General features: G+C 61.1%; 14 protein-coding genes. 5 read left to right on the plus strand and 9 right to left on the minus strand.

All coding sequences use genetic code 11. The features are described from left to right. The first annotated feature begins 7 nt into the window (after window positions 1–7). Complete coding sequence (locus CWM61_RS04835) at window positions 8–748, plus strand: lipoyl protein ligase domain-containing protein (protein ID WP_074385352.1); 741 nt, start codon at window positions 8–10, stop codon at window positions 746–748. On the opposite strand, the gene CWM61_RS04840 is transcribed toward CWM61_RS04835, so the two are convergent. After that, window positions 708–1664 (minus strand): LysR family transcriptional regulator, encoded by a 957-nt coding sequence (locus CWM61_RS04840; RefSeq protein ID WP_074385351.1) that lies wholly within the window; start codon window positions 1662–1664, stop codon window positions 708–710. The two genes, CWM61_RS04835 and CWM61_RS04840, sit on opposite strands and share 41 nt — an antisense overlap. A 115-nt stretch (window positions 1665–1779) precedes the next feature. Here CWM61_RS04840 and CWM61_RS04845 point away from each other — a divergent pair, with 115 nt between their 5' ends. Then, window positions 1780–2169, plus strand: coding sequence for a tautomerase family protein (locus CWM61_RS04845; protein ID WP_008804146.1), 390 nt, complete (start codon window positions 1780–1782; stop codon window positions 2167–2169). A 22-nt stretch (window positions 2170–2191) separates the two neighbouring features. On the opposite strand, the gene CWM61_RS04850 is transcribed toward CWM61_RS04845, so the two are convergent. Continuing rightward, a complete protein-coding gene (locus CWM61_RS04850; protein WP_061153966.1) occupies window positions 2192–2923 on the minus strand; it encodes an HPP family protein in 732 nt (243 codons plus the stop codon). A gap of 195 nt (window positions 2924–3118) precedes the next feature. Here CWM61_RS04850 and CWM61_RS04855 point away from each other — a divergent pair, with 195 nt between their 5' ends. Continuing rightward, complete coding sequence (locus tag CWM61_RS04855) at window positions 3119–4228, plus strand: adenosylhomocysteinase (protein ID WP_074385350.1); 1110 nt, start codon at window positions 3119–3121, stop codon at window positions 4226–4228. Between the two features lie 45 nt (window positions 4229–4273). On the opposite strand, the gene cobT is transcribed toward CWM61_RS04855, so the two are convergent. From cobT to dacD, 6 genes are all read right to left on the minus strand, one after another. Next, window positions 4274–5341 carry a nicotinate-nucleotide--dimethylbenzimidazole phosphoribosyltransferase gene (cobT, locus tag CWM61_RS04860; protein ID WP_100630812.1) on the minus strand — a complete coding sequence of 356 codons (1068 nt, stop codon included), beginning with the start codon at window positions 5339–5341 and terminating at the stop codon, window positions 4274–4276. Between the two features lie 27 nt (window positions 5342–5368). After that, on the minus strand, window positions 5369–6109 hold the full coding sequence (gene cobS / locus CWM61_RS04865; RefSeq protein WP_008804142.1) for an adenosylcobinamide-GDP ribazoletransferase: 741 nt from the start codon (window positions 6107–6109) through the stop codon (window positions 5369–5371). 312 nt (window positions 6110–6421) lie between these two features. After that, window positions 6422–6745, minus strand: coding sequence for a DUF496 family protein (locus CWM61_RS04870; RefSeq protein ID WP_002911883.1), 324 nt, complete (start codon window positions 6743–6745; stop codon window positions 6422–6424). Window positions 6746–6912: 167 nt separating this feature from the next. Further along, the gene (locus tag CWM61_RS04875) at window positions 6913–7971 is read right to left on the minus strand and encodes an FUSC family protein (RefSeq protein WP_100630813.1); all 1059 of its coding nucleotides are present in this window, start codon (window positions 7969–7971) and stop codon (window positions 6913–6915) included. Between the two features lie 98 nt (window positions 7972–8069). Then, window positions 8070–8543 (minus strand): DNA gyrase inhibitor SbmC, encoded by a 474-nt coding sequence (gene sbmC / locus CWM61_RS04880; protein ID WP_074385348.1) that lies wholly within the window; start codon window positions 8541–8543, stop codon window positions 8070–8072. 177 nt (window positions 8544–8720) lie between these two features. Continuing rightward, the gene (gene dacD, locus CWM61_RS04885; RefSeq protein ID WP_016161444.1) at window positions 8721–9884 is read right to left on the minus strand and encodes a serine-type D-Ala-D-Ala carboxypeptidase DacD; all 1164 of its coding nucleotides are present in this window, start codon (window positions 9882–9884) and stop codon (window positions 8721–8723) included. Window positions 9885–10064: 180 nt separating this feature from the next. Here dacD and sbcB point away from each other — a divergent pair, with 180 nt between their 5' ends. After that, entirely contained in the window at window positions 10065–11489 is a 1425-nt protein-coding gene (gene sbcB, locus CWM61_RS04890; protein WP_100630814.1) for an exodeoxyribonuclease I, read from the plus strand. A 223-nt stretch (window positions 11490–11712) separates the two neighbouring features. On the opposite strand, the gene fusA is transcribed toward sbcB, so the two are convergent. Next, on the minus strand, window positions 11713–13815 hold the full coding sequence (gene fusA / locus CWM61_RS04895) for an elongation factor G (RefSeq protein ID WP_100630815.1): 2103 nt from the start codon (window positions 13813–13815) through the stop codon (window positions 11713–11715). A gap of 240 nt (window positions 13816–14055) precedes the next feature. Here fusA and CWM61_RS04900 point away from each other — a divergent pair, with 240 nt between their 5' ends. Continuing rightward, window positions 14056–14364, plus strand: a complete 309-nt coding sequence (locus tag CWM61_RS04900) for an ArsR/SmtB family transcription factor (RefSeq protein ID WP_008804136.1) — start codon at window positions 14056–14058, stop codon at window positions 14362–14364. The last annotated feature ends 16 nt before the right edge of the window (window positions 14365–14380 follow it).

Here is a 14380-nt window from a genome sequence, read left to right on the forward strand (position 1 = left end):
AGAATGCATGTCTCTGTTGTCCCTGGCCGACTGCTGGCCTCGCCGTTTTACCCCCTCCTCGCTGGCGCTGCAGTTTTGCGAGGACCCCACCCAGGCGGAACAGCCGCTGTTTGCCAAAGCCAGCGCCGGGGAGGCCGTCGCCCAACTCTGGCAGGCGCCGCAGGGATTTGTGGTGCCCGGGAGCTATCGTCAGTTTGCGGACCTGCCGGCGGTCAGCGCGCATTTTGCCGCGCGCGGCTGGCCGGTATGGCTTCGCCGCTCCGGGGGCGGTCTGGTGCCTCAGGGGCCGGGCATTATCAACCTGAGTCTCGCCTGGCCGGTGCAGCAGTCGCTCGGCGAGGCCGCCGAACCCATCTACCTCTCGCTGTGCACGGTGCTGCAGCGTACCCTGGCGCGCTTCGGCGTTGCCAGCCACGCCCGGGCGGTAAACGGTTCCTTTTGCGATGGCAGGTATAACCTCGCCTGCGGGGAGGGCGAGGAGGCGCGCAAGATTGTTGGCACCGCCCAGTACTGGCGGCCGCTGGCGGCAGGCCGCGGCCACGTGGTGCTGGCCCATGCGGTGATCCTTATTGACGCTGACCTTACCGCGGCGCATCAGGCGGCGAACGCCTTTGAAGCGCAGCTCGGCAGCGAGCGGGTCTATTGCGCCGACAAAACCGTCACCCTCGCGCAGCGCCTTCCCGGCGAGCGCCATCTGCTTCCCCGTTTTAGCGAGGCGCTGGCGCGAGAGCTGGACGCGGCTCGCTGAAGGTCGCTTTCAGGTAGCGGCTGAAGGTTTCCACCGCGCGCGACACGCGCGGAGTATATGGCCGGATGACATACAGCCGATCGGCGAACACCTCCACCGGCTGCCACGCCGGCAGCAGCTCCTGCACCAGCCCGCGGCCAATGGCCTCCCGGGCGCTGAAATCCGGCAGCAGCGCCACCCCAAGCCCCGCCAGCACGGCATCGCGTAGCGACTCGCTGTTATTCGTGGCGAAGGGCCCCTGCACGTTGATGGTCACCCGTTCATCGGGCGTCTGGCGGGAGGCGAACGTCCACTGCGGACGCTGTGGCCCACGGGGATAGGTCAGGCACTGGTGGTGGCGCAGATCGTCGGGGGTCTCCGGGCGGCCATGGCGGCGAATATAGTCAGCGGACGCGACGATCAGCGTCGCGGTGTGACACAGCGGCCAGGCGACGTGGGTGTCCGGGAGCGCCTCGCGCCGACAGTGGCGGATGGCGAGGTCGAACCCTTCGCTGGCCAGAGAGACCAGCCGGTCGGTCACCTCAAGCTGCAAATGCAGCTGGGGATGCTGATGCAAAAACGGCGCAATCACCGGGACCAGCTGCTGGCGGGAAAAGGCCACCGGCGCGGTCAGGCGCAGCGTTCCCCGCAGCGGCCCGCCCTCATCGCAGGCGCCGGTGAAAATTTCCCGCAGCTGACCAAACGGCTCGTTGAGCTCCGCCACCAGCCGCAGTCCGTCGTCGCTGAGGCTGACGCTGCGGGTGGTGCGATGGACCAGGGTTTTCCCGGTCACCCGCTCCAGCTCGCTGATTTTCTGGCTGATGGCCGACTTGCTGATCCCCAGCTTTTCCGCGGCCCGGGTATAGCTTTTTTGCTCTTCCAGCACCGTCAGCCAGTACAGATGAGCCCAGTAACTCTCCGGACGACTCTCGCTCATGTGATTGTTCACCAGTAAAAACAATGTATTCAACTATAGCGGTTTTTGCCCGCGACGGCATCGGCTAGCATCCTGTTCAGTTCGTCATTATTCCCTAACGATAAGGAACACCTGCATGCCATTACTGACATTTGACCTGATTGAAGGCCGTACGGAACAGGAGATCAGAACCCTGCTGGATGCCGCCCATCGCGCCGTGCTGCGCGCCTTCGAGGTACCGGAACGCGACCGCTACCAGATTGTTCACGAAAACAAAGCCCACCATATGGTGATTGACGATACCGGCCTCGGACTGACCCGCACGCGGGATCTGGTGGTGGTGCGGGTCTATACCAGCCCGCGCAGCGAGGCGCAGAAGCAGCGCTTCTTCGCTCTATTGCAGGAGGAGCTGGCGGAGCACTGCGGTCTGAGCGGCGATGATGTGATGGTGTCGATTATCAGTAATCAGAAAGGTGACTGGAGCTTTGGCCGCGGGGTCGCGCAGTATCTTACCGGCGATCTGTAACCCGCCGCCCGAAGAGCGCCCTTTAGCGGCGGGCTGCCGTCGCGATGCGCTGGCGCGCCTGCTGCTCAATATTCTCCAGCAGTTCCTGGACATCATCTTCATCAATATCGAGGAACTGGCCTTCCAGCAGCGCGGCGTGAATATCCTCCCGGGTGACCGAGATGCCCAGCGGCACCGCCCGGGGCTTGACCTCCTCCGCCGCCAGCGGATGGGGGTAGCGGCGGCCAACCAGGTTATTAAACACGATGGCCAGCAGCGCCAGCATCAGCGAGTTGAGCAGCACCGGCGTCAGCACAAAGTGATAGCCTTCGCTGTGCACCCCGGCGCCGCCGAGGATCGCCGTCAGAGCCACCGCGCCGCCGGGGGGATGCAGACAGCGCAGAAAATACATCCCGGCGATCGCCAGCGCGGCCGCCAGCCCGCAGGCCAGCGCCGGATGGGGAACCAGCATGCCCACCGTGACGCCGATCAGCGCCGACAGCACATTACCGCCGACAATCGACCACGGCTGCGCCAGCGGGCTGCTCGGCACGCCAAATAACAGCACCGCCGACGCGCCCATGGGGGCAATAAACCACAAATTGACTTCGCCGAGCAGCCAGTGGCTGAACATGCTGGTTACCGCCAGCCCGGTGCCGGCGCCAATGGATCCCAGCACGATATGCCGGCGGGCCACCGGTAGCGCGTGCGGCTTCAGGCGCCCAAGGAAAATCCGCAGCCGTGAAAACAGCCCCGCAGAAATGACACTCAACATCGCTTTATCGCTTAGGTCATAGGAATTACTTATATTTTCTTTTTTTAACCTTACATTAACAACCCTGTATTTCACAGGGGGATAGCGTGGGCAATCTCGTCCAGAGGGCACAGGGCTGTGAATTCTCGCGTGGACTGATAGAATCCCTTTTCTGTCAGGGGGATACCCCTTTTGCGAACTGAAGGTCATAACCCAGTGAATAATAAAATCTCTTTAGCGAAAGAAGTGGCATGGGCCAGCCAGAATATGCCGCGTACCCTGCGTCAGGTCGCCGCCCTGCCCGACCTCAGCGGCGTGCGCCTGGCCTGCTGTATGCACCTCGACATGAAAATGATCCCGCTGGTGCAGGGGATCCTCGACAAGGGCGCTCAGGTCTTTTTAACCACCTGTAACCCCACCACCGTGCAGGACGACGTGGTGGCCTGGCTGGTGGAGCGCGGCGCCGAGGCCTGCGCGTGGCGCAATATGAGCGATGCCGACTGGCAGCAGTCATGGGAAAAAGCGATTGCCTGGCAGCCCACTCACCTGTGCGAGATGGGCGCCGATATCACCACCCTGCTCCACCAGCGCGGCGAGTTCGGTAACATCGTGGCGGGTCTGGAAGCCACTGGCTCGGGCGTCAATCGGCTGGGCGATATTCAGCCAGGCTATCCGATCTTTAACTGGGACGATCTGCCGGTCAAAGAGGGGCTGCACAACCGCCATATGGTCGGTCTCACCGCCTGGCACACCTTCTTCCAGACCACTCATCTCACCCTGCATGAGAAAAAAGTGCTGGTGATCGGCTACGGCCTGGTCGGCCAGGGCGTCGCGGCGGCGGCAAAAGCCTTTGGCGGCCAGGTGATGGTGGCGGAGATCGATCCTGCCCGTCGTCTGCAGGCGGCCTACGACGGCTGGCACGTGGTGGATTTGCAGGAGGCTATCGCCTCAGCGGACGTGGTGGCCACGGCGACAGGCGGGAAAAACGTGGTTAATCGCCAGGCGCTGGACCGCGCGAAAGCGGGCGTATTTATCCTTAACGTCGGCCACGTGGCGGAAGAGATCGACGGCGAGTACCTGCGCCAGTACCCTCAGGAAGAGGTGATGCCGTATATCAACGCCTACCGCATGGCCGACAAAACCCTCTATCTGCTGGCCAATGGTTCGATGCTCAACCTGACAGCGGGCTTCGGCGACAGCCTGAACGCTTTTGACGTCACCCTGGCGGTGATGGCCAGCGGCATCCGCCATATTGTCACCGACGGCATGCGCGCCCCGGCGCAGGTTTACCTCCTGCCCCAGGCGGTCTGGCAGCAGGCGCTGTAAACGCAGCGCATCGTCCCCCCATCGTGGAGACGATGCGCTCTACCATCAGGACGACGGCGCGGTATCGGGCAGCACAATGTTGCTCTGCGCCAGCGTTCCCATCTGGTTGTACATCACGCTGGCGGCATCCAGCAGGTGCATCGCCAGCGCGGCGCCGCTGCCCTCTCCCAGGCGCATGTCCATATCGAGATACGGCCGCAGACCCAGCGCGTCCAGGGCGATCTGCGCCCCTTTCTCCGCCGACAAGTGCGAAGGGATAAGATAAGGATGCGCCGTCGGGGCCATGCGACACGCCGCCAGGGCAGAGGCATAGGAGAGGAAGCCATCCAGCACCACCGGCAGGCCACAGGAGGCCGCCCCGAGGATCACCCCGGTCATGCCCACCAGATCGTAACCGCCCACCTTCGCCAGGACATCCAGCCCCTCCTCCGGGTTCGGCTGGTTAAGGGCTATCACCTGGCGCACCACCGCCACCTTATGGCCCCGCTGCGCCAGCGGCAGATTGGCCCCACAGCCCACCACTGCGTCAGGATCGCTGCCCGTCAGGACACTGATCACCGCTGCGGCCGGGGTGGTATTGGCCATTCCCAGTTCGCCGACGCCAAAAACTTTCACCCCGTCGGCGGCGAGCTGGCGGGTGAGATGCATGCTGGCCAGCAGCACCTGCTCCGCCTGCTGGCGACTCATCGCCGCCGTCCGGGCGATATTCCCGCTACCGCGGGCCACCTTGAGGTTAATCAGGCCCGGCAGCGGGTCGGCATCGATGCCGACATCCACCACCTGCACCCTGGCCCCGGCCTGCGCCGCCAGCACGCAGACGCCGGTGTTGCCCCGCACCATATTGCCGGCATGAATGGCCGTCACCACCTGCGGCGAAGGCGTCACGCCTTCATGCCAGACGCCATGGTCGGCGCACATGACCACTATCGCCTTCTCCGCCAGCGCCAGCTGCCCCTGCAGCCCCGGCAGACCAGCCAGTTGCACGGCCAGCGTCTCCAGACGTCCAAGGCTACCGGGCGGCTTTAACAGGCCATCAATATGCTGCTGAGCGCGCGCCATGCCCGCCACATCGGGCTGCGGAATGGCAGCCAGTAACGCAGAAAGTGTTTCCATTCTGTTCCTCATCGTTGGCGCCAGGCCTTACAGCAGCGCCAGTAAAAAGAGTAATTCACCCAGCTCAATCGCCGCCCCGAGAGTATCCCCGGTCTGCCCGCCGAGGGTTCGCTTCAGCGCCCATCCCAGACCCCAGATCAGCACCAGGGTGATCAGCGCGGCGCGCAGGCCCTGCAGCCCCAGCAGGACGGTGGCCAGCGCTACCCCCATCGCCATCGTCACCAGCGTCTGCTGCAGGCTAACTTTGCCAATAAACAGATTGCCCAGCCCCTTTTCCCGCGCGTAGCGATGACGATACATCAGCAGCACCGCCATTCCGCGACCGACGGCGCAGGCCGCCGCCAGCGCGGCGATGGGGTGGGTATCGCGCAGCAGCAGCTCGCCGACCACCAGCACTTTCGCCACCAGCACGAAGATCAGCGCCAGCCCGCCGTGGGTGCCCAGCCGGCTGTCGCGCATGATCTCCAGCATCCGATCGCGGGTGCGGGCGGAGAAGATGCCGTCGCAGGTATCAGCCAGCCCGTCAAGGTGAAATCCGCCGGTGAGCAGCGCCAGCGCCAGCACGCCGAACAGCGCCGCCAGCGGGACGCCGCACCACGGCTGCAGGAGGAGCGCCACTGCGCCGGCGATGGCGCCGAGCAGTAAACCGACCAGCGGAAAGGTGACGATACTGCGCTGGTACTGTTCGATCTCCAGGCCCTGAGATAACCGCGCCGGGACCGGCAGGCGGCTGATAAACGAGAGTGCAGCAAAGAATGACTTAATCACGTGAGGTTGACTCCTGTCGGCGAAAGCAGCGGAAGAGTTCGGTCGCGCCCGGTCAGCACCTGAGTTTGTCTTCTGGCGAATCGATCGTCGGAGAGGTGAGAGGTGTTGAGATATCGCCCTGACGCCGCTGCGTCAGATGCCCGGCCAGGATGAGAGAAACCCTTCCGATATCAATACGTTTTCGCGGGGCAGTATAGCAAAGAGTCGGTGAGGAGAGTCAGTTGCCGGGACAAAGTTTTGCAGAAAAAGAGACGAATGGGGAGGTAGAGCAGAACAGCCCGGCGACGTCGATCGCCGCCGGACCGGCAGGGATTAGCCTTCGACTTTGGCTTCGCCCATCACTTTCAGTTTTTTGGAGATGTCGCGGCGCTCTTTGGACAGCTCGGCATTTTTGATGATGTAATCATCAACGCGATCTTCGTAATCGCTCTTCATGCTGGCGATGATGCCCTGGATAGCTTCCACGCTCATGCCCGGTTTGATGTAGTCGCTGAGGTTGTCCAGCAGCAGAACGCGCTTCTGGTTATCACGGATCTTTTTCTCAACGTCCTGAATTTCACGCTGCAGTTTGTTCTTACGACGGTACAGACGAACAAACTCCAGTACGTCCTGGAAAGAAGGCTTAGTTGTTTCCATTTTTACACCCCTAATAATTGAGATTCGGATTCGTAAAGCGACTGCGTTATAGGGCTAACATAACTGCTAGCAGTCGCTGATGACAATGTTTTTTCCTTTGCGTTTATCATAACCCTAAACGCTGCTGAATCGAAACAACCCATGCAGTTACCCGGTGCATCTGGTGCTTATTTGCGCAACGCGCGGCAGATCAGATGCGACAGCAGCTCCAGCTGACGCGCCAGTTCAATCGAGAGCCAAACATAGCCATGAATTGGGGTTTCCGCCAGGCTGTCGTCACCCTGCTCTTTCATCAGCTGGCGCAGTTCGAGGACGATCTCATTCAGCTTTTCATTGTTGGCGCGCACAGGCTGAGGGTTCCCTTCATACAAGGCGTGGGCGATGGCCAACAGCGTCTGCTGGGTCATCTGCTGCGTCTCCCGCAGGGTATGCGCATTGAGCATCACAAAATGACCCGGACGGGTGGCCCACCAGGCATTGATCTGCAGCTCCAGCATGCAGACGAGGTTGCGGCTGACGGTCTGGATAGCCTCGAAGATCGCCTTCTGGATGTGCGTCTCTTTGCTGGCGGGGGTGATCAGCCCGCGCATTTTGACGACGTCGTTCAGCGCCTGCTGGAGATGCTTTTCCAGCCGCGGCCGATCCACTAAATTTGGTGAGAAGCCGGCCTGGTAGAGGCGGTTAAAGTTGGTGACATAGCTGGCCATCTGGATGCGCCAGTGGATGAACGCCCGCTGCGGCCAGATACCGGTAAACAGCATCGCCAGCAGCGAGCCGAAGATCACGTCGCCGCTTCGCCACAGCGCGGTATGCATATCGCCGGGCGGCGCCCCTACCACCACCGACAGGGTAATGCCGATCAGCAGGGCCTGATAGGGTTTCTTGCCCAGCGCCAGCCAGCCGCAGAGGAACATCGCCGCCGCGCACCAGAGGACCATCAGCGGCAGAGAGATGAGCTCAAGCTTCAGCGCCACCAGCCCCAGCACCGAACCGAGGATCGTGCCGCCGATGCGCTGAAACGCCCGCGGCACGACGTTGCCCCAGAAGGAGATCGGCCCCATCACCACCACCAGGGTGATGAGAGGCCAGGTCCCCTCAGGCACGTTCAACAGCCGCACCAGCAAAAAGGTGAGCACAAAGGCCAGCGCAATCCGCACACCATGCACCACCCGATAATGGCGATACAAGCGGATCTCAAATGGCTTGAGTGATTTATCAGCGCGCACAACCCTCTCCGGCAAAACGAAAAGGCCAATTGTAACTGCTTTTTCGCCCGGAGCGTGCCGGGAATGTAAAAATCCTTGTCCGGAACAGGGGTAAACCGCTACGACGCTACGCGCTCAACGGGGACATACATGTCGATATCCCAGTAGCCATCATGGTTGCCGTCGTTGAGATAGATCTCAAAACAGGGCCTGGGGGCCACGCGATACGTCGTGCTCTGCAGCAGGCTGTCGAAAAACTGCATCCACGGGGTGGCGAAATCGTAATCCACCACCCGCGCGCGGGCGCAGGCGTAATCCCCGTCGGCAATCGCCGCCAGTATCACCCCTTCGCTGTTGGCGGGAATGACATAATCCTCATCCACGGTGACCGCCGTCGCGCAGCGCAGTTTTTCCGCCGGCACTTCCTCCGGGTTATCGTAGTACACGGCAACCCATTCGCGGGCGGGCACCTGATGGTTCTCAACCCACATCATCAGTTGCTCAAACCCCTGCTTGACCGTTTGATCCCAGGGCCCGACCAGATGGAAACCGGCAATGGTTTTCTTGCCGAGGGTGGTGACGCTGTAGTTCATCTTGCCTCCTTCGTGGATAAATGACTGTATGAATATACAGTTAATTTAGCAGGAGATCCCCCCTCAGTATGTGCGCGAATTCACAGAGTCGCCATCACCACTGCTGAAAAAACAGACACCTCGCCAGCATGAGCGACAGGCGAAAAAAAACCGCCTGCAAAGAGGCGGTTGGCGTGGTTACAGCTCGTGGTGCAGGTAATCGCTCATTCGCGAGAACACCCCGCCTTTATTGATGCTTTCCAGGGTGACCAGCGGATAGTGCCCCACCACCTTGTCGCCGTCATACAGCGAAATCTCACCAACCCGCTGGTTGGCGGCGATTGGCGCCTCAAGATCCTTCTTATCCAGCACATATTTCGCTTTAATCCGCGACACTTCCGCCTTCGGCAGCGCTAACCAGAAATCCTGATCGGTGCCGAGCTTAATCTGCTCTTTATCGCCGTACCAGATGCGTTCGGTGCCGACCTTCTGGCCTTTCTGCAGCACCTGCACGGTGTCAAAGTTCTGCTGCCCCCAGTGCAGCAGTTTCGCGGCCTGCTGCTCGCGGCCCTTCGGACTGTCCGCCCCCATCACCACGGCGATCAGCCGGCGCTGGCCATCCACCGCCGAGGCGATCAGGTTGAACCCGGCGCCCGAAGTGTGGCCCGTTTTCAGACCATCGACGTTCATGGTTTTATCCCACAGCAGACCGTTCCGGTTTTGCTGGGTGATCCCGTTCCACGTTAGGCTTTTCTGGCTGTACATATGGTAGACGTCAGGTTCGCCATGAATAATCGCCCGCGACAGCACCGCGAGGTCATAGGCCGAACTGTGCTGGCCCGGGGCGTCGAGGCCGTGGACGGTTTCGAAATGGGTGTCCCGCAGGTGCAGTTTTTCGACATACTGATTCATCAGGGCGACAAACTGCGGCTGGCCGCCGGCGACATAGTCGGCCAGCGCGACGCAGGCGTCGTTACCGGAGTCGACAATCAGCCCACGGCTGAGGTCGCGGACGCTGACGCGATCCCCAGGCTTTAAGAACATCAGGGATGACCCGTCGAACACCGGGTTGCCCTTCGCCCAGGCGTCTTTACCTACGGTGACGATGTCGTCAAAGGTGATACGATGGCTGTCGATGGCGCGATCGACCACGTAGCCGGTCATCAGTTTGGTCAGACTGGCAGGATTGCGCTGCTGATGTTCGTTACCCGCGGTCAGGACCTGACCGGTGGTGTAATCCATCAGCACCCAGGAGCCAGCCTGAATAGCCGGTGGCGCGACCGTAGCAGGGAAGTCGACGGCAAATGCGCAGGAAACGCTCGAAGCGAGCAAAGATACAGCAATAAACAAACGGCCTTTCAACGGCATATCCTCTAGATTTACAGATCCGCCGTCCTTTTTACGGAACTTCGCGTTTCATATCAGGGTTTAATTGCAAGAAAATATGACACAGCAGAGGATGTTGCTTGCCGTTACCCTTCTGATGCCCGGGCAAATCGTTTACCATACCCGTCGCACGCCACCACGGATAATGAACAGACTATGCAAGATAGCGTCAACCAGCCCGGATTTTTATTCCACGATTATGAAACCTTCGGCACCAGCCCTTCCCTCGACCGGCCGGCGCAGTTCGCCGCCATCCGCACCGACGCGGAGCTGAACGTGCTGGGCGAGCCCGAGGTGTTTTACTGCAAGCCTGCTGACGATTACCTGCCGCAGCCGCAGGCGGTGATGATCACCGGGATCACCCCGCAGGAAGCGCTGGTCAAAGGGGATAACGAGGCCGCGTTTGCCCGCCGCATCCACGATCTGTTCACAGTGCCGCAAACCTGTATCGTCGGCTATAACAACGTGCGCTTTGATGACGAAGTGACGCGGAATATCTTTTATCGCAACTTCTATGACCCTTATGCCTGGAGCTGGCAGCACGATAACTCGCGCTGGGATCTGCTCGACGTGATGCGCGCTTGCTATGCCCTGCGCCCGGAAGGGATCACCTGGCCGGAGAATGACGAGGGTTTGCCCAGCTTCCGGCTTGAACATCTGACCGTCGCCAACGGTATTGAACACCAGAACGCTCATGATGCGATGGCCGATGTGTACGCCACCATCGCCATGGCAAAGCTGGTGAAAACCCAGCAGCCGCGGCTGTTTGATTATCTTTACAGCCACCGCAATAAGCGCAAGCTGGCGACGCTCATCGACGTGCCGCAGATGAAACCGCTGGTGCATGTCTCCGGCATGTTTGGCGCCGCGCGCGGCAACACCAGCCTGGTGGCGCCCCTGGCCTGGCATCCGGAAAACCGCAATGCGGTGATTATGGTCGATCTGGCGGGCGATATGGCGCCGCTGCTGGAGCTCGATGCCGATGCCCTGCGCGAGCGGCTTTACACCCCTCGCGCCGAGCTTGGCGATCTGCAGGCGGCGCCGATTAAGCTGGTGCATCTCAATAAATGTCCGGTGCTGGCTCAGGCCAATACTCTGCGCCCGCAGGATGCCGACCGGCTGGGGATCTCTATTCAACGCTGTCTGGAGAATGCCCAGCTGCTGCGGGCGAATCCGCAGGTGCGCGAGAAAGTGGTGGCGGTCTATGCCGAAGCCGAACCGTTCGTGCCGTCCGAAAACGTCGACGCCCAGCTTTACAATGGGTTCTTTAGCGATGCCGACCGCGCGGCGATGAAAATCGTGCTGGAAACCGAACCGCGCAATCTGCCGGCGCTGGATATTACCTTCGCCGACAAGCGTATCGAACGCCTGCTGTTTAACTACCGGGCGCGCAACTTCCCCGGCACGCTCGATGAACATGAGCAGCAGCGCTGGTTAGAGCACCGTCGTCAGGTGTTTACGCCTGAGTTTTTGCAGGCCTATGCCGATGAGCTGCAGATGCTGTATCAGCAGTATGCGGATGATAAAGAGAAGCTGGCGCAGCTGAAGGCGCTGTGGCAGTACGCACAGGATATTGTCTGATTGGCTGACATTCCCGGGTTGCGGCTAACGCCTTACCCGGGCTACAAACGATGACCGGGGAGGACGCCTGACCGTAGGCCCGCGCAAGCGCAGCGCCGCCGGGCATTGCGTCCCCAGTTCGTGCTTACCTTTTTGCCCGGTGGCGGCTTCGCCTTACCGGGCCTGGGCGCTGGTACCAGAGTAGCCCGGGTAAGACGCCTCGCGTCGCACCCGGGAACGTTGCTTAACTTTTCGCGCGGCTGGCGATGATTTCATCCGCCACATTGCGCGGCGCTTCCGCGTAATGGTGGAACTCCATGCTGTAGGTTGCCCGTCCCTGAGACATCGAACGCAGCGTGGTGGAATAACCAAACATCTCCGCCAGCGGCACGTCGGCGCGGATGATCTGGCTGCCGAAGCGCTCTTCCATCCCCTGCACCATCCCGCGACGGGAAGAGAGATCGCCCATAATATTCCCGGCGTACTCTTCCGGCGTCTCCACCTCGACGTGCATCACCGGCTCAAGGATCACCGGATCCGCTTTGCGCGCGCCTTCCCGGAAGCCAAATATCGCCGCCATGCGGAACGCCATCTCCGAGGAGTCCACGTCGTGGTACGACCCAAAGGTCAAGGTCGCTTTCACGTCAACCACCGGATAACCCGCCAGCACGCCGGTGCCCATCGCTTCGCGCAGCCCTTTCTCCACGGAAGGGATGTACTCGCGCGGCACCACGCCGCCTTTGGTGGCGTCCTCGAAGACGAAACCGCTGCCCGGCTCCAGCGGCTCCAGGGTCAGCACGACGTGCCCGTACTGCCCTTTGCCGCCGGACTGGCGCACAAATTTGCCTTCCACGTCCGTCACTTTCTTGCGCAGGGTTTCGCGGTAGGTGACCTGCGGACGACCAATGTTGGCCTCAACGCCAAACTCGCGCTTCATCCGGTCGACAATGATCTCCAGATGCAGCTCGCCCATACCGGAGATAATCGTCTGGCCGGACTCTTCATCGGTATGCAGACGGAACGACGGATCTTCCGCCGCCAGCCGCTGCAGCGCGATGCCCATTTTCTCCTGATCCGCTTTGGTCTTCGGCTCGATGGCCAGCGAAATCACCGGCTCCGGAAATTCCATCCGTTCGAGGGTAATGATCGCATCCGGATCGCACAGCGTATCACCGGTGGTCACATCCTTCAGACCGACGCAGGCCGCGATATCCCCGGCGTGCAGTTCGTCAACTTCGTGGCGGTCGTTGGCGTGCATCAGCACGATACGCCCGATGCGCTCTTTCTTGCCCTTCACCGGGTTCCACACCGCATCGCCTTTTTTCAGCGTCCCGGAGTAGACGCGGATAAAGGTCAGCTGGCCGACGTAGGGGTCGGTCATCAGTTTGAACGCCAGCGCCGACAGCGGCTCATCGTCGCTCGGATGGCGTTCCGCCGGCTGGCCTTTCTCATCAACGCCCTGTATCGCCGGAATATCCAGCGGCGACGGCATCAGCTCCACCACCGCATCGAGCATGCGCTGCACGCCTTTGTTTTTAAAGGCGCTACCGCAGAGCACCGCCTGGATTTCCCCCTTCACCGTGCGCTGGCGCAGACCGGCAACGATCTCCGCCTCGTCCAGCTCGCCGGTTTCCAGGTATTTATCCATCAGCGCGTCGCTGGCTTCCGCCGCCGCCGAGACCATTTTCTCCCGCCACTCGCGGGCTGTCGCCAGCAGATCATCAGGGACAGGCCCATAGCTGAAGGTCATGCCCTGGGTGGCGTCATCCCACAGGATGGCGCGCATTTTCACCAGATCGACAACGCCGGTGAAATGCTCTTCGGCGCCAATGGGGATCACAATCGGCACCGGGTTAGCCTTCAGGCGGTCGATCATCATCTGCACCACGCGGAAGAAGTCCGCGCCGGGGCGGTCCATCTTGTTGACGAAGGCCAGCCGCGGAACGTGGTATTTATTCGCCTGGCGCCAGACGGTTTCCGACTGGGGCTGCACCCCGCCGACGGAGTCATACACCATCACCGCGCCGTCGAGCACGCGCATGGAACGTTCCACCTCAATGGTGAAATCCACGTGCCCCGGGGTGTCGATGATATTGATCCGGTGCGGCTCGAAGCTGCGGTCCATACCCGGCCAGAAGCAGCTTACCGCCGCCGAGGTAATGGTGATCCCGCGCTCCTGCTCCTGGGCCATCCAGTCGGTGGTTGCCGCGCCATCGTGTACTTCACCCAGCTTATGGCTCATCCCGGTATAAAACAGGATGCGCTCGGTGGTGGTGGTTTTACCGGCATCGATATGCGCGGAGATACCGATGTTGCGATAACGTTCGAGGGGGATGGGTCGGGGCATGATGCGTCCTTAGTCATTTTGACTGTCAGTCTGCGGTCGGAATGATCCGCAGTTCATTTAACTGCCGCCTATCATAGTACAACTGTACGAGTATATTCGAACTATTTTTGCTATTATTACGATTGGTCAGGTTGCGGCGGCGCGCGTGGTATCAGAACCGGAGTTTGGGTATAGTAGCCGCCAGCCGCCGATATGGGCTGCGGCTACCATGCGCCGCGCCACCGCCGACACAGGATTATTATGATCGCCAATCACCCCGAACGAGAACAAATTCGCCTGGAAAATGTCCTTTCCGCGCTCGGTAACCCACTGCGACTGGAGATCATCCGCACGCTGGCCGACGGCAGCGAGCTGAGCTGCAACGCTCTGCGCCAGGAAGAGGTGGCCAAGTCCACCATGACCCACCACTGGCGCGTCCTGCGCGACAGCGGTGTGATCTGGCAACGGCCTCAGGGACGGGAGAACATGATTTCGCTGCGCCGGGAAGATCTGGACGCCCGTTTTCCCGGCCTGCTGGATACGCTGCTGAACGTGATGCAGCAGCCGTGAATCGCTAACCGACAGC

It is taken from the genome of Klebsiella sp. K-Nf6 (assembly GCF_002806655.1).
GTDB lineage: Bacteria > Pseudomonadota > Gammaproteobacteria > Enterobacterales > Enterobacteriaceae > Klebsiella > Klebsiella variicola.